Origin of the sequence: Polluticoccus soli (genome assembly GCF_029269745.1) — a bacterium.
In the GTDB taxonomy this organism is placed as follows: Bacteria; Bacteroidota; Bacteroidia; order Chitinophagales; family Chitinophagaceae; genus Polluticoccus; species Polluticoccus soli.
In genome coordinates this window covers 1,358,946-1,385,571 of the sequence record NZ_JARJHT010000001.1, presented here as the reverse complement: position 1 = coordinate 1,385,571, position 26,626 = coordinate 1,358,946, and the positions used below count along the sequence as shown (strand labels likewise).

Genomic DNA, 26,626 nt, shown 5'->3' with positions numbered 1-26,626 from the left:
TTTCAATATTTAAACATCGATCTCCGCCGGCTCAACACCAACAGCAGGACGCACCAGCTGGTACTGTTTAGCAAAATTGCACCAGTTACAATCTTCTTCACCACAGCCTTTGTCGAAGTCGTGGTTCATGATCCTGACGTAGGCGTCTTTCAGCTGCTTACGTACTATTTCTTCGTCGGTAGCAAATACCGGAACTTCAACACGCTTGTATTGATTGGTTTTCTTTCCTTTCTCGATGTAATCGAAAATACCGGTCTTGAACTTGAACGTCTTGTCAGGATTGTTTTCGAGCAGCAGTTTGTAGAATACCATCTGCCGCCAGTAGTCTCCACCCAGCGGGTCTTTCTCATTGGGGCCTGAAGTATAAGCAGAGGCTGACTTGTCAGGATCGCCGCTCTTATAGTCGATAACCACGCAGCCGTCTTCGTGGTTTTCTATCTTATCTATTTTACCAGTAACTGGTACACCATCCAGCATAAACCTGCTGACCTTGTGTTCTATTTCTACCTCTTTCCAGAAGTCGTTGATGTATTTATCGTAGTATTCGTTTAGCACGGTAAGTCCCTGTTCCATTCTGCGCTCGAACTGTACTTTGGTGAAGCTTCCCTGTTCGCGGTACATTTCAGCAGCAAAGATGCGGGTCACGTCTTCTTTTGGCGGGAACAAACCCTTGTTCTCTTTCATGATCTCGAACATACGCTCGAGTGCCGCGTGCACAGCGCTACCGAATACCAGTGCGTCGTTTTTCTGAAACGGTACGCGTAGTATACTCTCATAGTAGAAACTCAGCGGGCAATTCAGGAACTTACTCAGTGTGGTATAGCTCATCGTGAACTGCGATAACAGTCGTTCTATCCATTGATGGTTGGCCAGCTCTATTCGCACATCAGACACCGGTTCCATAGCCCATTGCATATGCTGCAACAATTCATGTTGTGGTACTGCTTTTTGTAAGCGTTCTTCGGCACTGCTTATTTCGTCTATAAATACAGAATGCTCCAGCGGTTTGCCCTGGTTGTCGCTGCCTGCAAACGAAACATGCAAGTGTTTTTTAGCACGGGTGAGTGCCACATAAAACAGCCTGCGGGCAACTTCTGTTTTATATGTTTTGTCGGTATCGTCGTCGGTGCTGGTGAGTGTATCGGGTAGTTTAAATTCGCTGCTAGCACCACGTTTGTTCTCCCAGAAGTTTTTGGTGCAACCTACCAGGAATACATATTCAAACTCGTGCCCTTTTGCACCGTGTGCTGTATAGAAACGCACGCCGTTCTCATTCTGCACCACTTTTTGTACCGGCAGCGAGATGCCTTCGTCCTGCATCTTTTCGATCATCATCAGCAGGTCGGCTACTTTGATGTTGGCATTCTTATCGAAGCACTCTTTCACAAAATCGAAGAAAGTGTGCAGCACCTGCATATCCCAAAGATGGTCTTTACCTTGCGCCAGGTGTGCCACGATGCCACTTTCATAGATGATCTTTTCAACCAGCAATGGTAGCGGGTGACTGAGCTGTTGTTGTACCCAGTTGTCTATGTTCCGGCCGAGGCGGCGAAGAGCGGTGGCTGATTTCAGGTTCAGCGATTCGAGCAACAGATCGTTGCCTAGCACCAGGCGCCAGAAGCCAAGGCTTTTGTCGCGTTGACGGTTCGTCTGAATATAGATCGACAGTAAGGCAATATCGGTCGGGGCAATTTCATAGTAAGGGGCATGCATCATTTCGAACAGCATGCTCTCACCGGTAAAAGGTGCCTTGCGTTCTTCTTCTATATACTGCAATACATTGATGACCTGCTTTATGAGCGGGAGTTCAAGTATGTTCACAGGTTTTTTTACAGTGTAAGGAATGCCCTTACGCTCGAGGAGCTTTATGATGTTGTCAGCCTGCTTGTGTTGCGCATATAGTACGGCAACATCGGCCAGTGGCACTTTCTGTTGCTGCAGCTTTTCTATCTGCAAAACAATGTCCGCTTCTTCGTGCAGGTTGTTCGTATAGCTAACTATAGTCGGTATTACCGTATCGTTGCCATCTTTGAAACGGCCTAATGACGCTATAATATTTTTATCCAGCTTCAGATCCTGCAGCTGGTATATCAGTCGTTGTTTATTGTTCTCGATAGTAGCAGTCGCTTTATCGAGAATGGCTTGAGACGAGCGATAGTTTTGCGGCAATACAACTACTTTGATAGCGTCCTGGTATTGACGGTAGAAGTCGATGATATTGCGGATACGCGCCCCCTGGAATTCGTAGATGGACTGATCGTCGTCGCCTACCACGAAGATGTTGGGATCGTCCCAGAACTGCGTGAGCATTTGTAGCAATTCACTTTGCGCACCATTGGTATCCTGGAACTCATCGACAAGGATGAACTGGTGACGCTCCTGATAACTTTGCAAAAGGGCCGCATTGTTTTTGAATGCATCCAGCACCCATATGATCATGTCGTTGAAATCATACCTGCCGATCGCCTTCATGCGTTCTTCATAAACGTCGAACAGCTCCGCGGCAGCGCAAGTGTCTTTCATACGCTTTGTCTCTTCGTCAATCAGTGCCTGCTTCAGGTCGCCTTTTTTATATCCCTTTCCTGCGCGCTTGTACACGTACTCTTCGCGTTCGGGAAGGCTATTAAGGTATGTGTCTACCGCGTTGGTAATGTCTCCGCATCGTACGTTCTCGCGCTTCATAAAATCGAACAGGCGATTGAGGCGGCTGGCATCGTAATAGATATTACCACTCAGTTTGCGCAGTGCGTGTCCCGATGGTAGCTTCTCTAAGATCTCGTACAACAACTCTGTGCGCTCCAGGTCAGTAATTGGCTGCAGCGAGCGTAGACTAAAATAGCTGCTGTTGCTTTGGATGACGTTGTTGCAAAACCCATGGAAGGTGCAGATGTTCACCTTGTGCGCCGCAGTGCCAATGACCTGCACCAGGCGCCTACGCATTGCATTGGTGGCTTCTTCGGTATACGTCAGGCAGAGTATCTCGCTGGGCTGCACCTGTGCTTCGCTGCGCAGCAGGTTGGCAATGCGCATAGACAGAACTTCGGTTTTACCCGTACCCGGCCCGGCTATCACCATTACCGGTCCGTAAATAGCGTCTACAGCAGCTCGCTGTTGCTCATTGAGGGTATTGTACCTGCCCAGGAAAACATCTTCGTTGACTACCATATGTGTACGCGGAAAGAAGTAAAGTTAAATAGAAAAAGCCTGTCACAGACAGGCTTTTTGAGTATGGTAAATAATGTGTTTTATTCGCCGGGGATGTTGTTGTCAGCGGGTTCTGGAGTTTCAGCTGCGGCGTCCGGGCCACCTGCCTCACGCTGGGCGATCTGCTTGTTGATCTCGTCCAGTTTCTCCTTTTTATGCTCGATCTTATGTTCGGTTTGTTTGATCAGTTTTGTGAGGTGCTCGCGCAGCTCCTCTGCCTTGCGACCCGGAGTGATGTTTTCGATGCCATTCTTAAAATCAGCCAGGCGCTCTTCCTCTTCCCTCAGTTCTTCTTCCAGCTTGTAGCGGAAATCATAGGCTTGGCGTGAGCGTGATTCTTTTTCCTGCTCCATGCGCTGTTGGCGCCTTTCGCGGTTAGCATCTTTGCGCTCGAAGAATTTTTTACGGGCGGCAATGAATTGTTCCCATATCTTATTGCTATGCTCACGGGGTACGGGGCCTATCTTTTTCCACTCGTCCATCAGCTCGTTCAGTTCGGCTGTGGCTTCGCGCCATTGGTTTGAATTCTGAAGTGCTTCGGCACGTTTCAGCAGAGCCATCTTCTGTGCGTAGTTATCGTCGAGCGTAACACGCATGGTCTCCGTATGGTGTTTTTTAGCATTGAAGAATTGCTCTTTGGCAGCTATCAGCCTGCCCCACATTTCATCTGCTTTTTCCAAAGGTACACGGCCAATGTTTTTCCATTCTTCCATCAGGTCGGTAAAGGCCTGGGCGGTCTTGCCCCATTCGGTGCTATCCTTCATCCCCTCTGCTCTTTCCAGCAGGGCGAGTTTCAGTTTATAATTACCTTCTTGTTCTACCTGTATGGTTTCAAAGTGTCCTTTCTTCCTGTCGTAGAAAACGTTTTTTGCGGCAATAAAACGGTTCCACAACTCTTCGTTCTTTTCAGGAGTAGTGCGACCGATCTTTTTCCAATCCTCCATCAGCTGTTTGAAGCTTTCGGTCGTGGCCTTCCAGTCTTCTGAAGCTGCCAGCTTTTCGGCTTTGTCCACCAGCTCGAGTTTCAGGTCGAGGTTGGCCAGCATTTCTTTATTTACGTCTTCGTTGTGTTGCTGTTTGCGCTCGTAGAATTTGGTACGGGCAGCTTCCAGCCTGTTCCACAGCTCGTCGCTACGGTGTTTATCAACTGTAGGCAGCTTTCTCCACTGCTCTATCAGGTCTTTAAATGCCTGCGTCGTTTCTTTCCAGTTTTCGCCGCCGGCCAGTTCTTCAGCTTTTTGAGCCAGCTCGAGGCGTTGCTTATTGTTTTCGTCAGCCAGTCCGCCAATGGTTTTTTCCATACCAGACAGTGGCTGCAGCAGTGCGCTGAAATTACCTACGGCATTGGTATGCTTCAGGTACTCGCGCATGCGTTCTACTTTACCCAGTACTTTTAATTTGTCCTCGGCTGCATCCCATTCGGTTTGCAATTCCTTCATTCTGCCTTCCACTTCAGAAAATTTGTCCGACAGTACTTTCAGCACCATGTCGGCATTTTCTGCCGTAACCGTAGCTACCGTTCGCTCTTCGCCCGGCGCCATGTGTAAAACAAGTTCGCCGTTGTCTTTGAGCGAATACATTTCTTTGCCTGCAAATGAAGCTTCGTTCCACCATGAAGTCAAAGCGGTAGCCTGGTTAGTTTCCTGTGTCATTATCTCTTCCATTTAGAATAAAGTGACAATTAAAAAGCCCTGTTATATAAAATTACGACGCTTTGCTCTATACTGCGCCAAACACTTTCTTTAAGATATCGGTGATCCTCGCCGCCGGATTGGTCCTGATCTTGTTCTCTTCGTCAGCAATGGTAACGAACAATCCGTTCAGGGCACGCTCGGTTACATAAGCAACCAGGTCGGTATTCACCTTTTGCCTTGTTGTAGGCAAAGCATTGTAAACAGTAAATACATCGCCCCAGTATTTCGTTGCGTTCACCTTGTTCAGCGAATTATTAACTATCGGACGGAAAGCATTGGTCAACTCGCCGGTGGTCCTGTTTTTCAGGTAGTTGGTAGCAGCGCCTTGTCCACCGCGTACGATAGCGATACCATCGCTTACCGACATGCTGGTGATAGCGTTCACAAATATTTGTACTGCCTTGCCCGAAGCATCTTCAGCCGCCCGGTTCATCGACAGGATGGCTTTATCCACCTGGTCGCCCATGCCTATGCTGCGAAGTGTATTCTCTACTTTCTTAGCTTCAGGTGGCATCAGTACCTTGATCAACTGGTTGCCAAAAAATCCGTTCACGGTCGACAACCTGCCTGATGCGTTTTGCGTACCTATTTTCAGCGCTTCCCTCAGCGCACTTACCGCTTCGGTATTGGTATAACTTCCTCCTCTGCCACCTGTGTTAACACCGGCATCGTTCATAGCTTTTTTGGCCTTGTTCAACACATCGCCAAACTGGGCCTGTGCGCTGTGTGCGCCAGTCATCACAATACCTGCCATTAAAACAACCTTCACCACCTTATACATACTTACTTTAGTTTTTATGCGTTTTCAAATATAATGCGAAATCAAAAGCCAGCTTGCTCGCTATTGTCATCAGTTTTTAAATTATTCCTATCTTTTTGAGGAACAGGAGCATTATTCTTGCCGCGGCGGCCGCCGGCCGGAGCTTTTTGCTCCGATTTGCCAAACCTGTAAGTAAACGTCACGTTGCCAATGCGTGTTTCTTTGTCGCGGTATACATCCTGTCGGAAGGTACCCTGATCGTAGACGGTGGTGTACTTCCTTGTATTTAATATATCCGAAACGTTCAGCACCAGGGTAGCCCTGTTATTCAACAGGTTTTTGCGGAGGGCAATATCCAGCCAGTACACTTCCTGTTGTATACCCTGAACGCCAACTTTTGGCGCTTCGTAATTGCCATTCACCTGGAGGGCAAAACCTGCAGGGAGACGAAGATTGGTATTCATCTTGGCGAACCAACTATAACCGCTATTGTCAACATTCGTGCCTGATACTTCGTTTCTGAAAAAATTAGCATTCGCCGTCAGGTCCCAGATAGGCAGGATCTGTGTACGGCCGGTTAGCTCCAAGCCATATGTAGTGCCGTGGTTCAGGTTTTGCGGTTGTGAGAAGCTGGTACCATTGTCTTCGTAGAAAGTGCGCACACGCTCTATCAGGTTTTGTGTGTACTGGTAGTAAACACTAGCCATCAGGCTATGACCGCCTTTTATTTGCCTGTTGTAGCTAAGCTCGGTGTTGTGTATGAACTCCGGTATCAGTTCGGGATTGCCCATGCTGGTATCCTGTGGGTTCGAGATATCGACATAAGGCATCAGCTGCATAAAACCGGGACGGTTGGTACGGCGGGTGTAGCTCAGGTTAACAGCTTGTTCCTTCGGTAATTTGTAAGACACAAATGCTGAAGGGAACAAGCCCAGGTAATCGTTGGTGAACTTGTTTCCTTTTAATGCCAGCGACGTACCCTCATAGGTCGCATATTCCAACCGCAGGCCGGCATTGTACGACCAATTTTTGTGCTGGTCGCTGAAGCTGCCGTAAGCGGCATGTACATGTTGGGTATAATCGTAATTATTCAGCAGCAGCGAGTCAGTTTGTTGGTCCTTACCATCATCCAACGTATCAATTTTTGGATCATTATCGCTGTAGAACCAGAACAGTTGTGTTTTTAAGCCGGCATCTAGTCTGCCTGTTTTAGTGAGGAAAGGAGTGGTAAAATCAGCTTGCGCATTAAGGCTCCTGTTGCCACCCTGACCAGGAGCATTCTGAAATACTGTTGGTAGCTCAGAACCGTTACTGTCGAAGCTCGTGGTGTGATATGTTTGCGTCCTTGTCACCCACATTTGCGCGTAGGTTACGTTAGTGGTCAGCTCCTGCGCAGGTTTAGCAAATTTATGTTTGTAATCAAGTGAGGTAGAAGTGGAGAAAGGTCCGCCTACCTGTTCGAAGCTGCGGATCTGGATGGGTTGCTCAAACTTGTTGAACTCCGAGGTGCCGTGGCCACCCCAACGCATGCGGTTCAGGTTTTGTGTAAGCGTTACCGTGTTCTTTTGATCTATAGAGTATTCAGCGCCAATTGTGTTGAAGAAGCCACCGAACTCGCGGATATTGTCTTCAAACGTATTGAAGTAAGTGCTGTCAATGTTGATACGGTTTGTAGTGTTACGCTGGTAGTTACGATTGCTGCGGAAGTTGCTGTTCAGGAAAATGTTCCACTTGTCGTTTTTAAGATTCAGGTTGATACCGCCATTGTATTTATCATGTGTACCCGCACCTGCCGTCACCGAGCCATTGAAGCCCATTTTTTTATCCTTCTTAGTGATGATGTTGATGATACCGCTCATACCCTGTGCATCATATTTGGCAGACGGGTTGGTGATGACCTCGACACTTTGAATGCTGGCGCCGGGCAGGGATTGCAGGGCAGTAGCAATATCACCGGCAAGCAAGGTGGCTGGTTTGCCATCTATCAATAGTGTAGTCTCTTTGCCGCGCAGCAGTACATCGCCGTCCGCGTCTATTGTCAAAGATGGTACATTCTGCAGCACGTCGGCAGCGCTACCGCCAGAGGACGTGATATTCTTCTCTACGTTGAATACCTTTTTCTCAGCCGTCATTTCTATCATGGCGCGCTCGGCGGTTACCTCTACCTGTTTCAGCGAGCGGGAGCTGGAAGCTACTTCTATAGTACCCATCTTCTTTTCGAGGGCCGCCGGGGTAATGCTGATATTATTTACGGTACGTGTCGTAAAGCCTATACCGCTCACGCGCAGCAAGAAATCTCCGGTACCTGTTTGCTCGATCGAAAAGCTGCCAGATTCATCCGTCAGGCCGCCGTTAGCAACAGTAGAATCTTTGCGTAACAGGGTAACGGTTGCATATTCTACGGGTTTCTTTAGCTCGTTGATGATCTTACCTGATATTTTTCCGGGCTTTTCCTGTGTTTGGGCAAAGGCGAGGAGCGGGCATATTAAAACCAGCGCCGCTACAATAGAACGAATGGCGTACATAAAACTTAATAGAAAACGCAAATTTGACGGAAATAAATGAGAAAGGATTAAAATGCCTCTCTCAAATACTGTTAAAAAACCGCAAAAGAGGGGTTATTTTTCTAATCCAAGCTTGGCCTCGATCAGGTAATGGTTCCTGTCGGCGGCGCTACGTGAGATCAGTTCTGCCGTAAAACCCGCCAGGAAGAATTGGGTACCCATGATCATTGCCGCAAGGGCTATGTAGAATGGAGGCTTATTGGTAAGGCCATAATTCACGCCCACCATCAGTCTTTCTACCACCAGCCACGCCGTCATGATAAAGCCGACGAGGAACATCAGCACCCCCCAAAGTCCAAAGAAGTGCATGGGTTTTTTGCCAAAACGGCTTACAAACTGGATAGACAGGAGGTCGAGGAAACCATTGATGAAGCGCTCCCAGCCAAATTTGGAATGGCCATATTTCCGCGGGCGGTGTACCACTACTTTCTCCCCTATTTTGCGGAAACCCGCAGCTTTGGCCAGAACAGGGATGAAACGGTGCATTTCGCCGTACACTTCTATGCTTTTTACCACGTTGCGGCGGTATGATTTCAACCCGCAGTTCATATCGTGCAGCTTGATGCCCGATATGCTGCGGTTGACAGCGTTGTATAGTTTAGATGGAAGATTTTTTGTTATGGCGTTATCGTAGCGAACTTTTTTCCAGCCGCTCACCAGGTCAAAACCATCGGCGGTGATCATTCGGTAGAGTTCCGGTATCTCGTCGGGGCTGTCTTGCAGGTCGGCATCCATAGTGATGATGACGTTCCCGGCTGCAGCTTTGAAACCCTCGTTGAGAGCCGCGCTTTTACCGTAATTACGTTGAAATTTAATGCCTTTTACAGCGGAATATTGTTGTGACAGCTCTGTGATCACTTTCCAACTATCGTCGGTACTGCCGTCATCTATCATAATGATCTCGTGCACATAGCCATGTTCACCGCATACCTTCTCTATCCAGTCTACAAGTTCCGGTAAAGATTCTTCTTCATTGAACAGAGGTACTACGATCGAAATATCAGGCGTGTGCATGGATTTGCTAAGATAGGAGAATTACATTGTAGTTGGCTGCTGCGGCTTTTTCTTCGCGATAGCAGCAGCGAGCAGGGAAAATACAAGGCCCCAGAACATGTAGGCTAATAACACTGCTCCGATGCTAAGTACTGTGAAGTTGTCGCGCCACATAGAAAGACCCTTTTCTGCCTGCTCTTCCGAGAGGTTTTGCTTTTCCATTTCAGTCATCGCAATTTCCAAGGCTTTCTCTTTTATCTCCGGGAATATTTGAAGTGAAATCAATGTCCAGGCGATCAGGATCAGCGTAACAATAGATGTCATTTTGAAGCCGCTGCTAAATGCATTACCGAAGGTAATATTATGATTGTTAGCTTTTGAAAAAGCCATTGCATTAAGCAAAATAGCGACCAGGAAAATACCAAACTGCAGCCACTTAGCCCAGCTCTCGTAAGACAGGCCCGCAAAATGCAAAACAAGTCCTAATATGATCAGTGCTATACCTGTGAATAGCCCGTACATTTTGTGTGTTTGTTGCAGTTCCATAGTTATGAATTTAAGCTGTGATTATTGCGGTTAACGATGCCTATTACTTTGCAAGGGAGCTCTGCGCCGATGAATGGATTGTTGCGTGATGCCGATTTCATTTTATCGGTGGCTTGTGTGCCGTTTAGGGTGAACAGTGTAAATGTTGCTGTTGCGCCTTCTGCCACCGGTGTGCGCTCCAGGCCAAATATCTTTGCTGGTGCTATCGACAAGGCTTCGATCAGCCTGTCCAGGCCTACCTCTATACCTGCAGCCTTCCAGATTATGTTGAACGCCCATTCCTGGATATTCATACCATCGGCGGCATATTCAAATTCTTTGGTTTTAGCATCCCATTCTTGCGGCCTGTGGTGAGTGGCAACACAGTCTATGGTACCGTCTTTAAGTCCGGCTACCAATGCTTTGCGATCTGCCTCGCTACGCAATGGCGGCGATACTTTATACATGCTGCTATACGTGGTCAGAGCCTCATCGTTCAGTGCAAGATGGTAAGGGGTAACCGAACAGGTAATATTTAATCCTTCAGCCTTAGCCTTGCGTATCATTTCTACCGAAGTAGCGCTGGATACACCAGTGATATGCAGGCGCGAGTTGGTGTAACGAAGTAATTCAATATCGCGGTGCACCATCAGAGTCTCAGCCATCTCAGGAATGCCTGCCATGCCTAAGCGGGTTGATATCGGTCCTTCGTGCATCAACCCTCCGGCGGATAATGAAATCTCTACCGGTACCTGGAGCAACACACCATCAAATGCTTTTATATATTCCAATGCTTTCAGCATCAGGTTGGCATTCTGTATCGGTTTCCAGCCATCAGTAAAAGCCACTGCCCCCGTGCTGCGCATGTCCAGCATTTCCGATAAGGTTTTGCCTTCTATATCCTGAGTAGCGGCACCCAGCGGATGTAGACTTACTGCATGTTTGGCTGCTCGTGAAGCTACAAACTCAACTATCGACTTAGTGCTGACAACAGGATTGGTATTGGGGGCCAGCAGTACATCGGTGAAACCACCTGCAGCTGCTGCGTTAAGACCTGTATTGATCGTTTCTTTTTGTTCGTAACCCGGCTCGCGGTAGTCAGCGAGCACGTCCACCCATCCCGGGCTTACAAGCAGACCTTCTGCTTCTATCACTTTGTCAGCCTTGTCTTTCAGAGAAGAGCCGATGGACTTTATCTTGCCATTCTCAATAAGTAGGTCAACTGTTTTATCATGAAAATCAGATCGTGGGTCCACGATCTTTGCCTGTCGGATGAGCACGAGCATATGCGCTATTGAGTGGCTACGTTTTGTTTGCGAAGGCCGCCTGCCAAAACTACAGTTTCTGCAAGCAGCATTAACAGCGCTAAAATAGCACAAACTTTCCAAAGCGGGAAGCTGCCTAGTGCTGCGCCATCGCCGGCCGCGCCTATTTCAGATGGCTCCAGCCAGGTAACACCCTCGCCTTTCCATTCGTTTTTCAGCGCCCGCATGGTCCAGAAATCCAGCTGCGATTCTTTCCTGTCCTCGTTGAGCGCCACCATCACGGTATCTGAGCCCTGCGCAGCCAGTGTGTAAAAACCCGGTTGCTGCACCACCTGGTCCACATAAATCTCAACCCCAGAACCGCTGGTTCGTTGAGGCGGTATGGCATCGAGGTCCTCGCCGTACAGGTGCACCATATTACGTTCGCTGGCATCGGCCAGTGGCAGAAATGCTGCCTGCTGCCTGCCGGAAGTGATGGCGTACACATCGCCCCCGCGCGATTGCATCGTCATCTGGTACAGGAACGGCACGAAGAAATAGCTACCCGGGAAGTTGCCTGACTGTAGGTCTGCAGCGGTAGCGGATATATATAATTGTCCTTTTGAGGGTGTGTATCGCGCCAGGAATGGATCGCCATTGCGGAAGCTGAGTATGGCCTGCTGGTTGGCAGACAGGCCAGCGCTGATAATATAATGCCAGTTGGCCACCGGCAGTTGAACATTATCAGGGATACGTTCGAACAGGTCGCGCACCAAGGGACTGCCCTGCTGCAACGTAGCCGCTGCCTGTGAAGCGGTGTCAATGCCCGTAAAGCTAATCTCTCCCAGAATTTTCAGTCCATCAAAGCCGGCAACGCTATTGCTTCGGCCGGGGAAAATGCAAATGGTTTGTCCCTGGCTGAGTGCATTGGCCAGTATCTTACCGAGGCCTTCGTCTATCCGCGTGACATTATTTAATATGACAAGGTTATACTCTTTCAGGTCGGCCGGTGCCTGTGACACATCGAGTTGATTCAACCTAAAACCCTGGTAAGAACGGAAGGCGGCCTGTATATAAGGGTTGGGTGCGCCTTCATTCAAAGTGAGCACTGACAGGTTGGGTGCGCTACGTGCAGTAATTCTAAAAATATCGTCGAAGCGAACAGCAGCGTCATTGATACTTAACGTCATTTGCTGCCAGCGGGTATCGTTTACCTGGAAGCTGAGCGTATCCACACTTTCTTTTTTATCGTTAAAGCTTAGTTGGGAGGCACTCTTCACTTGTCCATTTATAGATAACTGCAACACCGGGCTTTCATCGGGTACATCCCCGATTGCTTTGCTATGAACGATTAGTTGATTGCTCATGCCCGTTTGCAGGACAGGGCTTACAAGGTAAGCCGTATCTATATAAATATTACGGGCCGCATCGGCCTGTACAGGTATGCCGAAGAACTTTATGTTGCTGGCTAGCGATTTGTCGCGTGGTGCGGAAAAAGCGTTGCGCTGAAAATCTGAATAATAGTACAGGTCTGCGCCGTGGGCAGATTCAGTTTGCAGCAGGTTTTGCACGGTAGCCAGCACCTGTTCTGAAGAACGGGTGCTGGCTGATATATCAACCGAGTTCAATTCTGCGAGTACTTTATCTGCCGGCAATGGTGAATAGGCAGATGGCCTGTCGTTGGTGATGAGTACAAAGCGGGTACCGGGTGCTGCCTGGCGAACTTGCTTGCGGACGGCGTCTTTCGCTATGTCGAGCAGGCTGCGTGCTGATTTTTTGAGTGACATGCTGCCAGAATTATCAACATAGATCACCTGCAACCTGTTGCCGCCCTCTGTTTTGCTGCCGCTGCTGATGAATGGTTGCGCGAAAGCGAGTATCAGTGCAGCAAGGAATAGCATGCGCAATGCCAGCAGCAATTTATAACGGACCTGTGATTGTTTCTGTGAACGGAGCTGTATGTTTTTCAGGAAACGGGTATGCGGGAACAACACCGTCTTATATCTGCGCAGATTGAACAGGTGTATGATTACCGGTATGGCAAGTGTTAGTCCCGCAAGCAGGAACAAGGGATATAAGAAGCTCACATATCAAATATAGGGGCTATTCGTTTATGAGCAGGTGTTAAGTGTGCTTATTATCTTTTTTTTAAGAAACTAAAACTTCTTTTTCTTCAAATCCATGATCCTGCGGTAAGCCTCATCAATACGTTCCTTCTTTATGGTACCGTTAGCAACATGGTTTTTGATGATGGCGTGCACCTTAGAAGCTGATAGACGGCCTTGCAGGTTAGGTATAGTATTGGCGAACATTACTACATCCACACCGGCGTTGATGCTCAACGCAATAGCATTTTCAAAACCGAAATTCTCAGCTATAGCGTGCATCTGCATATCGTCGGAGAACACAACACCATCGTATCTAAGGAACCCGCGCAGTTTATCGCTAATGATCTTTTTTGAAAGGGTAGCCGGCAATGTATCAAACGCACGGTTAATGATGTGTGCGGTCATGATGGCATCTACCTCGCCAGATTCGATAATATTTTTATAAGGTTCCAGCTCTATAAACTTCCAGGTATTGGTAACGTCTGCAATGCCCAGGTGCGAATCATTGGCAGAACTGCCGTGCCCAGGGAAGTGTTTGAGTATGGTACGCAGGCTATTCTCATGATGAGCCTGTATGCAGAGCAGTGCGTGTTTGGTAACTATTTCCGGATCTGCTGAAAAACTGCGACCATTTTTTACAATAACCGGGTTCTCAGGATTGACGGCGACATCGACACAAGGAGCATAATTTAGATTTATACCGAGGTCATGCATCTCTGCAGCCAAGCGGCGGTTGTAAAACAAGGTAGAATCCGGATTGTCGATACCGCCGAGGTAAGACGCAGAAGGCATTCCCACGAAACCGTATTTTTCTTTCAGCCTGTGCACTTTACCACCTTCTTCATCTATTGTTACAAAGATGGGAATGAGCGCTGCCTGTTGCATGGCACGTGTCATGTTTCGGAACGAATCTGCAGAGTTTGTTTTAGCAATGTTCTTTTCGAACAAAACCACCCCGCCCATTTTGCCGTCGCGTAGTTCTGCTAGCAGAGAATCATTTGGGTCTATCATGGTCCGCTCTTCAATGCCCACCATCACCATCTGTCCGATCTTAATATCCAGGCTGTCCAGTTTTCTTACGGTCGCAACAGTATCTTTCTTTTTTGACTTGCCAGTAACAACGCGGCCGGGTTTACATGCAAATAGTAGCATGGAAGCTGCGGCCGACACAAGTATTTTATAAGCAGGATTTCTCATAACGCTCGGCAAATAAATAGTTTTTTGCGGTAACTGGGTTCAGTTATTGTTGAATGCAGGCACAAGCGCATGTTTATCAGTCCATTATTTTGTAGAACCTCACGGCTTCCACCTGACCGGTGATACGGTACTTGTAATGAGACTCAATATATTTCTGCACTTCTTCCTCGAATGAAGCGATGCGCATTCCGGGTTTCAGATCCTGGTAAACAGCGGTCTTTACTTCACGGCCCTGATGCCTTAATATTTTCAGGTACCAATACAAGTTAGCGTGATAGCTATTCCACACCACAGCAAAATCGCCGTGCTTGTTGCCGTGGTGCAGGATGTCTTTCATAAAAAAGCCAATATAGTCGTCCCGGTAGATCTCCTTGTCGATCTTTTGAATATGGTTGAGTATATGTGCGTGACTTACTATGACGATTGCTGCCGTCACCAGGATTTTTGATGGAATAGGGTACCGGGAACGGTCTGCGATCCACTCGATGGCGTGGGTTATGGCCAAAGCAGCCGCCAGCGACCATAGCGGGTACACCGCCATGTCGTACCAGGTATTTTTAGTGCGGCTGATGGAAATTACGATAAAGTAAAAGCAACCAAGCAGGAGCGTATACAGACCGAGTCGTTTGGTCTCTTTGTTTTTTGTGACCACGAGGTAGATCAGTGTGAAGGGCAGTACTAATGCCCAGTAAGAGAAATTCCCTTTTAGTATATATCGCGCATAATAGAGGTAATCATTTCCCTCTGCAGTCGATGGGTCGCCAAATCTGCCTGTTACATCATTAAAGGCAACAGCATTAAGATAGCCCTGCATGCGCCATTCGCGCAGAAGGTAGTAGCCGCCAATGCTCAATACAAATGCGGCTATACCGATATATACATCCCGTTGTTTTAATATATAACCCAACTGTTTTGTTACTGCGAAATAGATGAACATAGCAGGCAGGCAGATCAGAGCCGCTACACCCTTTGTCATGGCGCCGGCTATTAAACACAGCAAGCTGAGATAAAACCAAGGGCGTTTTTTTTCTTCCGCGTACAGATACATATAGATCCAATGGGCAGTAGTAAATAAAACGAGCAGCGCGTCGTAGTCGCCGCTTCGTGTACGGTGCAGGCCGGTATACCCGGGCGATGTGATCAGCACCAGGCAGGTAATGACGCCAAGCAGTGGACTTTTTTTCTTCACGGCCGTGAACCAATACAGTATTCCAAGTGTCAGTAATGTAGCCGCCGCTGAAGGTATGCGTAGCGACAGTTCGTTAAGTCCATGTAGTTTAATGCAAAGCACCTGTAGCCAGATCATCAGGGGAGGCTTGGTGTTCCAGAGGTCTGGTTCACCGTCGAAAGTTGTGACCAGCCACTCGCCCGAACGGTTCATCTCGAAGGCATTCATTGCCAGGCGAGATTCGTCCCAAAGTTGTACCGGCAGGTATGCCAGGTTGCCGAAAACAGGGTAAGCGGCAATGAGCAATACGGCAATGGCACCCAGCAAGGTATCGCGGCTGAGGTTGTTCATGGGACGAAAGATAGAAAGAATATGTCTTAAGCCCGGGTTCATCGACTTTGGAAGGCTTTAACATTTTTTAGAAAACCTTTCCGCCGGATTATCCGTTATTTTATAAAGCATCATTAATTTGCTATGAGATACCTGATACTGACAATGGCTGTATGCAGCCTGCTGTTCATCAAATGTTCCAATGCACAAAACAAACAGTCTATGAGTGACGAACATAAAAACAACCCGTACTATTCACGTACGGACACCGCACACCTAAACGTGAGCAACGAGGAATGGAAAAGAATTTTGCCGAGAGAAGTGTACTCCATAGCACGAGAGGCAGAGACGGAATGGGCGTTTACCGGCAAGTACTGGAAGACCGATACAAGGGGCATGTACTATTGTGCGGTATGTGGCAACCCATTATTCCGTTCCGATGCAAAGTTTGCCAGCAGTTGCGGCTGGCCCAGCTTTTATGAAGCCATCCGGCCCAATAGTGTAAAGTACATCCCGGATAATTCACACGGCATGGTACGTACAGAAGTGGTATGCGGCAGGTGTGATTCGCATCTTGGCCATATCTTCGACGATGGGCCACCGCCAACACATAAACGTTTCTGTATGAACTCGGCCGTGCTGGAGTTTGAGCCGGACGAGAATAAATAAACTGCCTATTTTTATAGCCCGTTATTCCTTTCGAATAACGGGCTTTTAATATGACGAGGAAAGAAAGGTTTGATTTTGTAATAGATTGGTTTCAGAAAAATATGCCTGTAGCTGAAACGGAACTTCATTATGATGATCCGTACCAGCTGCTGGTGGCGGTTATACTTTCCGCACAATGCACCGACAAGCGGGTGAATATGGTAACGCCGCCATTGTTTGAAAAATTCCCGGATGCGGAAAGCCTGTCGAAAGCTGAATTTGAGGATATCGAACCGTTCATCAGAAGCATCAGCTTTGCCAATAACAAGACGCGCCACCTAATGGGCATGAGCAAGATGCTGGTCGAACAATACTACCACGAGGTACCTGATACGGTTGAAGAACTAATAAAGCTTCCCGGCGTTGGTCGAAAAACGGCTAATGTGATCACCTCGGTCATCTACAATCAACCCAACATGGCTGTGGATACGCATGTATTCCGGGTATCGGCACGCATTGGGCTAACGGTGAATGCAAAAACGCCGCTGCAAACTGAGATGCAGCTTATCAAGCATATACCTACCGAGCTTATTCATAAAGCGCACCACTGGTTAATACTGCATGGTCGCTATATATGCGTAGCCCGCAGACCTAAATGCGAGGAGTGCGGGCTAAAGCCGGCCTGCAAGTTTTATAAGACCGATATGAAATATATTGTTGAAGGTAACTAGTGCGTTGCGGGAGGCGCGGCAGGAGCTTCATTTTCTTTCCAGGTACCGACAAACGTTTTTTGATAATCCTCTAGGGACACGGTTTTGTATTTTCCGGAAGTCAGATAAGTTAGCAACAATTCCATCTGCGGCACTGGCTGGTAGCCGGGTATCGCAGCTGCATTCTGGAAATTTTCCTCCATATAAATAGACGACGGATAACTCATTTGACCACGCAGAAGCTCAATCGCCAGGTCATTTACTTTGTTTTCAGGTTTAATGGTATACAGCTTGCCCATGAAACTGATACTATCATCCTTCTCTGAATTGAACTTAATGGAATAAAAGTTCTCGTTCATGTACTTGATCACCTGCGGGTCGCTGAAGGTTTTTTTGTCCATGACCTTGCACCATCCGCACCAGTCTGTATACACATCTACCCATACCTTTTTAGGTTGCTTTTTCATTTTGGCCTGCGCTTCTGTCCAGGTCATCCATTTGATGCCCGCTTCTTTATTGTTCTTTTTCTTTTTCTTTTCGCCGGCATAGGTCATTGGGCTTATAGCGAGCAGCAACAGCACAAATAGCAGTACGCGTTTCATTGGTCTTAATAAATTTAAGTATCACGAATTTACGGTAAATTCCATGTAGCTTTGTTAATATCTTGCTATAATAATTTATATATGAAAATAGCCGTGGCGGTTACCGGTGCAAGCGGTTCTATATATGCAAAACTCCTGCTCGAAAGCCTCGCGAAACTAGGCGACCAGGTGGAAGAAGTAGGCCTGGTGTGGAGTGAGAATGCGTTTACAGTGTGGCAATACGAACTTGGTAACGAAGACTATAAGTCGTTCCCATTCAAAGTTTGGCAGAAGAATGATTTCATGGCGCCATTTGCATCAGGCAGTTCTTCTTACCATGCACTGATTATCTGTCCGTGTAGTATGGGTACCGTGGGAAGAATAGCAGCGGGCATCAGCAACGACCTGATAACCCGCGCCGCTGATGTGATGCTGAAAGAACGAAGGAAACTGATCTGCGTGGTGCGTGAAACGCCTTATAACCTGATTCACTTAAGAAACATGACGGCTGTAACGGAAGCAGGTGGGATCATTTGTCCCGCTACCCCATCGTTCTACAGTCGGCCGGCCAATATGGAAGAGGCTGCCAATACCGTTGTGGAACGTGCGTTGCAACTTGCTGGTGTTTCTATGAAAGGGTACAAATGGCAGGAAGATAAATAGCTGTTAGAAATATGGAATACGCAAAGTCGATAGAGCGGTTAAGAACCATAATGGATGAGCTTAGGGAACGTTGTCCCTGGGATAAAAAGCAAACGATACAAACTCTGCGCCCGCAAACAGTAGAGGAAGTGTATGAGCTGGGTGATGCTATTGTATCGGAAAACTGGCAACAGTTAAAAGAGGAGTTGGGTGACCTGCTATTGCATATTGTGTTTTACAGCAAGATTGGCGCTGAGAAGAATGAATTCACATTTGATGATGTGATCGAGGCGGTTTGCAATAAACTTGTTTCGCGTCATCCGCATATATACGGAAGTGTACAAGTAGAAAGCGAAGAGCAGGTAAAACAAAATTGGGAGATGCTGAAGCTGAAGGAAGGAAAGAAATCTATTTTGAGCGGCGTGCCTCCTTCAATGCCAGCCATGATAAAAGCACTCAGACTACAGGAGAAAACAAAACAGGTAGGTTTTGAGTGGGACCATATTGACCAGGTGAAGGAGAAAGTGGATGAGGAGATAAAAGAACTGTATGAGGCAGTGGACTCAGGTAGCCAGCAAAAGATAGAAGATGAATTTGGTGACGTGATGTTTGCATTGATCAACTACGCGCGTTTTGCTAAGGTAGACCCCGAGCTGGCCCTGGAGGGTACCAATAAAAAGTTTATTCGTCGTTTTCAATACATTGAGGATCTTGCCAGGGAGCAGGGCAAATCGCTCAACAATATGACGCTGGAGGAGATGGACGCATTATGGAACCAGGCAAAAGGAACAGAATAATATAGGTGTTCAGGTTATATCCATATCGCGGATGGCTGTGGCTAAGCATACTGCTATGGAGTGTAGCCATATTTCGCTTTTATGTAAAGACGCAGGAGGTAAAGCCTGCCCAGATGGCGAAGGCCATTACAGAAGACCTTCATAAAAAAGAGCGAAGCCTGAATGAGCTTGTTGAGGACTCGACACTAATAAAACGGTTGTTTGCCGAGGTGCCGACCGCAAAGGACGTTCAACGTATCACACAGCTTCCGTATTACCTGTTTGGTTATGATAGAGGCGTTGTGGTTTTTTGGAACACGAATGAGTTCCTTACCGATTGTAACGGGTTACATACTGATGAAAAACTGGAGAAGAACGATCGCGGAAGCTTCGTGAAGAAATGCTTACATCCTAAATACCTGGATAGTACAAAGCATATTACGGCGCTGATCGCAATAGTTCACCGGTATCCGTTCGAGAATAATTACCTGCGATCGCATTTTGAGGCCGAATCGCATATCCCGCTTTCGACTGAAGTAACGGAAAAGAAAGCTAAATGGAATTATGAAGTAAAGAACCTGGAAGGTCGCCCGGTGTTCTACCTCAATTTTCCGCAGGAGCAGGCTAATTGGATACCTGGTAAGCTGATGCTGTGGCTGGTGGCACTCGCGTTATTGTCTACCATCATTTGGCTGCAGTTAATTACTATATACCTTACCCGCAAGAGATCGCCGTGGGTTGGCTTTGCCGTTACGGTAGTCGCGATCCTCCTGGTACGTGCAGCGACCTATATCTGGGGTATGCCTTTTGGTTTGCGTGATCTTCCGATATTTTCTCCGCAGCTATATGCCTCCAGCGGTTTTTTGCCCTCATTGGGTGATCTGCTCATTAACACGCTATGTTTTCTGTGGATAATCATCTTCACACTACGCCATGTGCCTTACGATTTCTTCGGAAATGTAAAGCTGAGTAAAACAGCACGGATGGCTGCTGCATTTGCCATCACCAGTTTGTTGATCTGGTACGCATCTGCCTATATACACATTATACGAAGCCTGGTAATAGACTCGATGATATCGTTCGATGTCAGCCATTTTTATTCTATTACATTCTATACCATTCTTGGTCTTTTAACTATAGGACTCATAACAGGCGCTTCGTGTCTGGTTTTTTATCTTTTTAATGTTCAGTTGTTAGCTCTTGTTGGTAATAGAACTGTTAAAAATGTGACAGTTCTGATAACCGGTACACTGTTGATCTTACTGACCAATGAGAACCGAAGCGAGTTTTTGCCCTATTACCTGCTTGGATGCCTTGTAATATTTCTCATGTTGCTGGACTCTAAAAGGCTGACGGACATTTCAGATCTGTTCTCTCCGCAAATGATCTTTTGGTCTGTAATAGTTTGCGCCTTTTGTACGGCTACGCTGTTGTATTTCTACAATGTTAATGAGGCTGAAACACGTAAACGTTATGCGGAGGAGGTGGTACGACAACGTGACGATGTAACTGAGTATGCATTTAAGAACATTTCACTGAATATTCAGCGCGACGGTGTGATCAAGCAGTTTTTTGAAACGCCGACACCTGAACGCAGGCGGTCTATCAATGAGCGGTTTGATGCATTATACCTGGGAGGGCAGTTGAATAAATACCAGTCGAAAATACTGTTGTTTGATCGTGGAGGGTATAATTTGTTCAACGGTGATACTGTCAGCTTTCGGACGCTTGATAGGGAAACCGCGAATGCAGAAATGACCGCAGACTCCACGCTTTATTACAAGGAGTTTGCCCAGGATGGCGATTATTACCTGGCGCGAATACCGGTATATAGGGACAGCACTACTAAATTAGGTACTGTTTTTATTGATTTCTCTATTAAAGAATCTGGCGGAGAAACTGTATACCCAGAATTGCTGCAACCAGGAAGTATCAAAGCTGGGCAGGGTGACGCCAACTATGCGTATGGGGTGTATGTGAATAATAAATTACTAACGCAGAGTGGCGATTATTCTTTTCCCGTATACTTGAGCGATGCGAATATTGAGGGTGAACACATTTTCACCAAATGGGATGGTTCGTCTGAATTAAGATATAAGGCTGATGATACGAAAACAGTGATTGTTATACGTTTCTATAAGCTGTGGTTGGATAGTATCACCTTGTTCTCGTACTTATTCGGCATCCAGATACTGATCGTCTTGTTTATAGTGGTGTATCGATTGAGTCTTGCATATTTCACAAGGGCAAAGTCATACAATAAATTCATCAACCTAACACTGCGGAAACGTATCCACTTCTCTATGCTCGGGATCGTGTTGATATCCTTCCTTGTAATCGGTGTGGTCACGATTGTATACTTCACGATGCAGTATAAGCAGTCAAACCAGAAGAAAATGTCGCGGACGATGCAGATAGTTGAACGGTCTACATTGCAGTTCTTGAAACAGGCAAACGGATTGGCGAATAACGATCGCTTTACCCAAGTGACAAAAAGTTCGGAATTCAAGTATTTTATTACAGCGTTAGCAACTGCACAGAAGATCGATATTAATATTTTCGGGTCAAGTGGAATTTTGAACGTTGCCTCGCAGGAAAGTATTTACGATAAAATACTGCTGGCTCGTATTATACGCCCTGATGCCTACTTTACACTGGCAGGAAACAACCAGATCGTAATACAACAGGAAACGATCGGCAGATTGTCCTATCTCTCCTGTTATGTTCCGATTCGCGATGAAGATGGTAGACCGTTGGGGTACATAAACGTGCCATTCTTCTCGTCTGAAAAAGAACTGAACTTCCAGATCTCGAATATCCTTGTTGCGCTGATCAATCTTTATGCCTTCATTTTCCTGTTGTCAACTGTGTTAACGGTATTCATTACCCGTTGGTTGACGAGAACACTAAGTGTCGTTATCAACAGGTTTGAAAGATTGAGCCTTACTCAAAATGAACCTATCGACTGGCCATACGAGGACGAAATAGGTACACTGGTGACAGAGTATAATAAGATGGTGAAGAAAGTGGAGGAGAATGCAGTGTTGCTTGCACAGAATGAGCGCGAAAGCGCATGGCGCGAAATGGCGCGGCAGGTGGCGCATGAGATCAAGAATCCGCTGACGCCTATGAAGCTTAACATTCAATATCTCCAGCAAGCGGTAAAGAGTGGCCATTCAAATGTGTCTGAACTTGCCTTGAAGGTATCACAATCACTGATCGAGCAGATAGACAACCTTTCTTATATCGCATCTGAGTTCTCCAACTTCGCAAAGATGCCTGAAGCAAAACCCGAGAACTTCGATCTGAATGAACTGTTGGATAAGGCTGTTGAGTTGTACCTGAACGAAGAAAATGTGCGCGTGTCATTGAACGGTACTCAGGAAAAACTTATAGTGCATGCCGACAAAAGTCAGTTATTGCGTGTATTTACCAATCTGTTGGAGAACGCGGTACAGGCGGTCCCTGAGGATCGTTCCGGTGAAGTGCAGGTGAACCTGACGAAGGATGAGGATCACGTGCTGATTGCCTTTGCTGATAATGGTGAGGGTATCCCGGAGGACATAGTGGAACGAATATTTCAGCCTTACTTTACCACAAAATCATCTGGCACTGGTCTCGGCCTGGCTATGACAAAGAAGATCATCGAGTTCTGGAGAGGATCGATCTGGTTTGAGACAAAGGTGGGTGAGGGTACTACCTTCGTTATCAGGTTACCGTTGATCAGCTAATTACCATACCTGTACTTCACGCTCCAGGTCTATGCCGTATTTCTCGTGCACAGAGTTGAGTACTTTTTCAGATAATGCCCAGATGTCTGATCCGCTGCCACCGCCATAGTTTACCAGCACTAAAGCCTGCTTTTGATGCACGCCGATGTTGCCGTCGCGGAAACCTTTCCAACCACATTGCTCTATCAGCCAGCCTGCAGGTATTTTAACCTGGGATTCGTTGACAGGATAAGACGGCATATCGGGATATTGCTCCTTGAGTTGAATATATTGTGTGATAGCAATACTTGGGTTTTTAAAAAAGCTGCCTGCATTGCCGATCTGTTTAGGATCCGGTAATTTGCTGGTGCGAATGGAGATCACAGCGTCTGAAATGGCTTTTATAGACAGCTCTGTCACATTCATTTTCTCCAATTCCTGCTCAATGGCGCCGTAGCTAATGTTGAACGTCGGAATTTTATTAAGCCGGTAACGAACTGAAGTAATGAATACTTTGTTTTTCAGTTCGTGCTTGAAAATGCTATCGCGATAGCCGAACCGGCAATCGTTGTTGTTTAGGGTAATGTAAGCCTTGTCGTCGAGATGCCAGAAAGTAACAGATTCTATTGTCTCTTTTGCTTCCACCCCATAAGCACCTATATTTTGCATAGGGGATGCACCAACGGTGCCAGGTATCAGGGAAAGATTTTCAATGCCGGCCCATCCGTTGTTTATGGAATATAAAACGAGATCGTGCCACACTTCACCTGAATTGACATCGATCCATACTTTCTCATCATCTTCATTTACTTTAATGATGCCTTTGCCTTTGTTGAGTATGGTAAGGCCTTTAACCGGTTGCGTAAGTAGCACGTTACTACCTCCGCCAAGTATATTTTTTTTAGCAGGTAGGCTTTTGTCGGTGAGAATATCTGCAAGTGCATCATGATCGTTGATCTCGATGAAAGACTCTGCCGGGATGTCTATACCAAACGTATTATAAGGCTTCAGTGAAACATTTTGCCGTATCTGCATCGCTCAAAACTAGTGTCTAATTACTTTTTCTCAAATTTAGTTCCTTTAAAACCTACACCGAGACCAGTATAGTTACTTACAGTTATCTGGCCATTGTTATAGGTAAGTCCTTCAGCTATATCTTCTTTCAGTAGTAGCGGTCCATCAGCATCCACCTCATCCAGTATAGGCATCAAATGCGCGATGGCAGCCGAGCCAAGGGTACTTTCGTTCATCGATCCCATCATTACCTTGAGGCCAAGTTTGCGGGCTTCCTGTGTCATTCTCAGCGCCGGCGTTATGCCACCACACTTTGTCAGTTTAATGTTGATACCGTGAAATCCTTCAACGCAGTTTTTGACGTCTTCTTCTGTCACGCAGCTTTCGTCGGCAAAAAGCGGCAATGGTGACAATGTTTTAAGTTCTTTCATAGCTTCGTTATCGCTACGTTTCAAAGGTTGTTCAACCATATTCACCCCGAGCTTTGCAAGTTCTGGAAGTAAGGCCTTTGCTTCATCAAACGTCCAGCCTTCATTGGCATCTACCCTGAATGGAGCATCGGTATGCTGGCGAAGCGCTCGTAACAGGTCGATGTCATCAACGCGGCCGAGTTTTATTTTATATAGTGGCCAGGGATGCGCTTTTAGCTTGGCGACCATTTCTTCTGCCGTACCAAGGCCGATGGTATAGTCTGTCAGTGGAACATTTTGCCATTTGAAGCCCAGCAGCTGGTAAAGAGGTTGCTTGCGCATCTTAGCGAACAGGTCCCAGCCTGCCATATCCAGCGCTGCTATCAAGAATTCATTACCAGGCAGCAGGTGATGTAGAAAATGCCAGAAGCGTTGCGGATCCATCAGTGCATATCGTTCTATAACACCTCTTTTGGCTTCAAGGGCATCGATCATTCCCTGCACTGTAACATTGTAATAATTAATAGCCGGGGCCTCGCCAAAGCCGGTCAAGTTCCCTAACCCTAACGCCACTACAAATGTTGGTTGGTGCGTCTTAGTTCCCTTTGATATAGTGAAGGGGTATTCAAAGGCCAGTTCGAAAGAATAATGACGGACTTGGAGCATGGCGATAAAATTGCAACTATTTTTGCTACCGCAAAATATATTCATGCCAAAGGTACCCTTCTGGGTTTTTGTTCTGGTAGCCATACTTCACCTGTCTGCGATCCGCGTAGATATTATGGACATTGATGCATCGCAATATGCCGAGATAAGTCGGGAAATGATGCACAGCGGAAGCTATCTCCAGGTATACGATCGCGGTTTCGATTACCTTGATAAACCTCCTTTCCTGTTTTGGGTCAGTGCGTTGAGCATGAGCGTTTTCGGTGTTAATAATTTGGGTTATAAGCTACCGTCGATCCTGTTTGGGCTGTGGGCTATTTATGCCACGTATCGCTTGGCCAGACTGCTATATAATGAAAACATGGGGCGCATGGCTGCACTCATTCTAGGCACTTGCCAGGGCATGTTCCTGATGACAAACGATGTACGTACGGACCTCATTCTCATGAGCTGCGTGATAACAGCCATATGGATGATAAAGGAGGCGGAACTGCATCGGCGCTGGTATTATGTGTTAGGTGGAACAGCCAGCATTGCCTGCGGTATGATGACCAAAGGGCCGATAGCGCTACTGGTGCCACTGTTTTGCTTCGGCAGCGATTGGGTGCTAAAACGCAACTGGAAACAAATGTTTAGTCCGTATCATTTATTTGATGCAGTTCTTATCGCCATTTTCCTGGTGCCAATGAGCATCGGTCTTTACCAGCAGTTTGACATGCATCCTGAAAAAACGGTGAACGGTCTTACCGGTGTTTCAGGTCTCAGGTTCTTTTACTGGTCACAGAGTTTCGGGCGCATCACAGGCGAAAGCCCATGGAGCAACGGTGCCGGTTTTGATTTTTTATTGGTGAATATGGGCTGGTCGTTTTTGCCATGGATCCTTCTTTTCGTTACGGCCCTCGTGGTAAATATTATAGACCTGGTAAAACAAAAGTTTCGCCTGCAACCCCAGCAGGAATGGGTTACTATGGGAGGCTTTTTGCTTGCTTATGTGGCATTAGGTTCCTCGCGTTACCAATTGCCGCATTATATATTTGTCGTGTTTCCTTTAGCGGCTACAATAACGGCGGTTTTTATAAACCATTTGTTTGAAGATGCACGCTACGTCAGGCTATTCAGGATATTCAATCCAACACAGATTGTTATTTCCGCTCTCATATTGATCGCCGCGTTGTTGACCACTGTTATCGTTTTCCCTGGCAATATCGTGATGATCGTATTATGGGTGATTGCTTTTATGGTTTGGTTGTTTGTTGTCACAAGCAAGAATATAAAAGGCAAGCTGTTTTGGGCGTCTGCTTCGGCTATTATCCTGGCGAATGTCGTTCTTACACATCATTTTTATTACAACCTGCTACAATACCAGCTTGGTTCGCAGGCAGGAAAATACATCAAGTCACGCGGTATAGATCCCCAGAATGTAGTGGCCTACAAGTGTGACGACCCGCTGAATGCTGCACATTTTTATTCGTCACAGGTAATAAGACGAGAGGACGATCTTAATAAACTCAGCGGTTATGTGCTTACCGGAGATGAGGGAATGCGCGACCTGGTTTGCCGGCCACGTACGGTAGAAAAAGAAGGCGTTTACTTCAAAGTGAGTGAGCTGACCCCGGATTTTCTGAGTTCCGGAAAAAGGCATAAAGCCGTGAAAAACTATTATCTCGTAAAATTGCAATAAG

19 protein-coding genes are annotated in these 26,626 nt (G+C 46.7%); 6 read left to right on the top strand and 13 right to left on the bottom strand.

The features are described from left to right. Nucleotides 1-9 precede the first annotated feature (9 nt). From P2W83_RS06075 to P2W83_RS06030, 10 genes are all read right to left on the bottom strand, one after another. Complete coding sequence (locus tag P2W83_RS06075; protein WP_276132812.1) at nucleotides 10-3,165, bottom strand: ATP-dependent helicase; 3,156 nt, start codon at nucleotides 3,163-3,165, stop codon at nucleotides 10-12. Between the two features lie 80 nt (nucleotides 3,166-3,245). Beyond that, nucleotides 3,246-4,868, bottom strand: coding sequence for a DUF349 domain-containing protein (locus P2W83_RS06070; protein WP_276132811.1), 1,623 nt, complete (start codon nucleotides 4,866-4,868; stop codon nucleotides 3,246-3,248). A 55-nt stretch (nucleotides 4,869-4,923) separates the two neighbouring features. Next, entirely contained in the window at nucleotides 4,924-5,679 is a 756-nt protein-coding gene (locus tag P2W83_RS06065; RefSeq protein ID WP_276132810.1) for a DUF4197 domain-containing protein, read from the bottom strand. A gap of 41 nt (nucleotides 5,680-5,720) precedes the next feature. After that, a complete protein-coding gene (locus P2W83_RS06060) occupies nucleotides 5,721-8,183 on the bottom strand; it encodes a TonB-dependent receptor domain-containing protein (protein WP_276132809.1) in 2,463 nt (820 codons plus the stop codon). Between the two features lie 93 nt (nucleotides 8,184-8,276). Further along, nucleotides 8,277-9,236, bottom strand: coding sequence for a glycosyltransferase family 2 protein (locus P2W83_RS06055; RefSeq protein WP_276132808.1), 960 nt, complete (start codon nucleotides 9,234-9,236; stop codon nucleotides 8,277-8,279). A 21-nt stretch (nucleotides 9,237-9,257) separates the two neighbouring features. Then, entirely contained in the window at nucleotides 9,258-9,761 is a 504-nt protein-coding gene (locus tag P2W83_RS06050; RefSeq protein WP_276132807.1) for a DUF4199 domain-containing protein, read from the bottom strand. A gap of 2 nt (nucleotides 9,762-9,763) precedes the next feature. Continuing rightward, the gene (locus P2W83_RS06045) at nucleotides 9,764-11,026 is read right to left on the bottom strand and encodes a dihydroorotase (protein WP_276132806.1); all 1,263 of its coding nucleotides are present in this window, start codon (nucleotides 11,024-11,026) and stop codon (nucleotides 9,764-9,766) included. A 5-nt stretch (nucleotides 11,027-11,031) separates the two neighbouring features. Next, complete coding sequence (locus P2W83_RS06040) at nucleotides 11,032-13,071, bottom strand: vWA domain-containing protein (RefSeq protein WP_276132805.1); 2,040 nt, start codon at nucleotides 13,069-13,071, stop codon at nucleotides 11,032-11,034. A gap of 69 nt (nucleotides 13,072-13,140) precedes the next feature. Next, entirely contained in the window at nucleotides 13,141-14,289 is a 1,149-nt protein-coding gene (locus P2W83_RS06035) for a glycoside hydrolase family 3 protein (protein WP_276132804.1), read from the bottom strand. A gap of 76 nt (nucleotides 14,290-14,365) precedes the next feature. Then, nucleotides 14,366-15,808: an ArnT family glycosyltransferase gene (locus P2W83_RS06030; RefSeq protein ID WP_276132803.1), complete on the bottom strand. Its 1,443-nt coding sequence runs from the start codon at nucleotides 15,806-15,808 to the stop codon at nucleotides 14,366-14,368. Nucleotides 15,809-15,931: 123 nt separating this feature from the next. On the opposite strand from P2W83_RS06030, the gene msrB reads away from it, so the two are divergent. Further along, nucleotides 15,932-16,456 carry a peptide-methionine (R)-S-oxide reductase MsrB gene (gene msrB / locus P2W83_RS06025; protein WP_276132802.1) on the top strand — a complete coding sequence of 175 codons (525 nt, stop codon included), beginning with the start codon at nucleotides 15,932-15,934 and terminating at the stop codon, nucleotides 16,454-16,456. Between the two features lie 50 nt (nucleotides 16,457-16,506). Next, the gene (gene nth / locus P2W83_RS06020) at nucleotides 16,507-17,166 is read left to right on the top strand and encodes an endonuclease III (protein WP_276132801.1); all 660 of its coding nucleotides are present in this window, start codon (nucleotides 16,507-16,509) and stop codon (nucleotides 17,164-17,166) included. Here the strand turns inward: nth and P2W83_RS06015 are convergent. Continuing rightward, nucleotides 17,163-17,747: a thioredoxin family protein gene (locus P2W83_RS06015; RefSeq protein WP_276132800.1), complete on the bottom strand. Its 585-nt coding sequence runs from the start codon at nucleotides 17,745-17,747 to the stop codon at nucleotides 17,163-17,165. The two genes, nth and P2W83_RS06015, sit on opposite strands and share 4 nt — an antisense overlap. Before the next feature lie 81 nt (nucleotides 17,748-17,828). Between P2W83_RS06015 and P2W83_RS06010 the strand changes: the two genes are divergently transcribed. From P2W83_RS06010 to P2W83_RS06000, 3 genes are read left to right on the top strand one after another with little or no spacing between them, the layout of a single operon-like run. Further along, nucleotides 17,829-18,389, top strand: a complete 561-nt coding sequence (locus P2W83_RS06010) for a UbiX family flavin prenyltransferase (RefSeq protein ID WP_276132799.1) — start codon at nucleotides 17,829-17,831, stop codon at nucleotides 18,387-18,389. A gap of 11 nt (nucleotides 18,390-18,400) precedes the next feature. Beyond that, nucleotides 18,401-19,165, top strand: a complete 765-nt coding sequence (gene mazG / locus P2W83_RS06005; RefSeq protein WP_276132798.1) for a nucleoside triphosphate pyrophosphohydrolase — start codon at nucleotides 18,401-18,403, stop codon at nucleotides 19,163-19,165. A gap of 5 nt (nucleotides 19,166-19,170) precedes the next feature. After that, nucleotides 19,171-22,875: a sensor histidine kinase gene (locus tag P2W83_RS06000; protein ID WP_276132797.1), complete on the top strand. Its 3,705-nt coding sequence runs from the start codon at nucleotides 19,171-19,173 to the stop codon at nucleotides 22,873-22,875. Here P2W83_RS06000 and murB read toward each other — a convergent pair whose 3' ends face one another. Continuing rightward, nucleotides 22,876-23,889 (bottom strand): UDP-N-acetylmuramate dehydrogenase, encoded by a 1,014-nt coding sequence (murB, locus tag P2W83_RS05995; protein ID WP_276132796.1) that lies wholly within the window; start codon nucleotides 23,887-23,889, stop codon nucleotides 22,876-22,878. A 20-nt stretch (nucleotides 23,890-23,909) separates the two neighbouring features. After that, nucleotides 23,910-24,944 carry a dipeptide epimerase gene (locus P2W83_RS05990; protein ID WP_276132795.1) on the bottom strand — a complete coding sequence of 345 codons (1,035 nt, stop codon included), beginning with the start codon at nucleotides 24,942-24,944 and terminating at the stop codon, nucleotides 23,910-23,912. Between the two features lie 43 nt (nucleotides 24,945-24,987). On the opposite strand from P2W83_RS05990, the gene P2W83_RS05985 reads away from it, so the two are divergent. Beyond that, a complete protein-coding gene (locus tag P2W83_RS05985; RefSeq protein ID WP_276132794.1) occupies nucleotides 24,988-26,625 on the top strand; it encodes a glycosyltransferase family 39 protein in 1,638 nt (545 codons plus the stop codon). The last annotated feature ends 1 nt before the right edge of the window (nucleotide 26,626 follow it).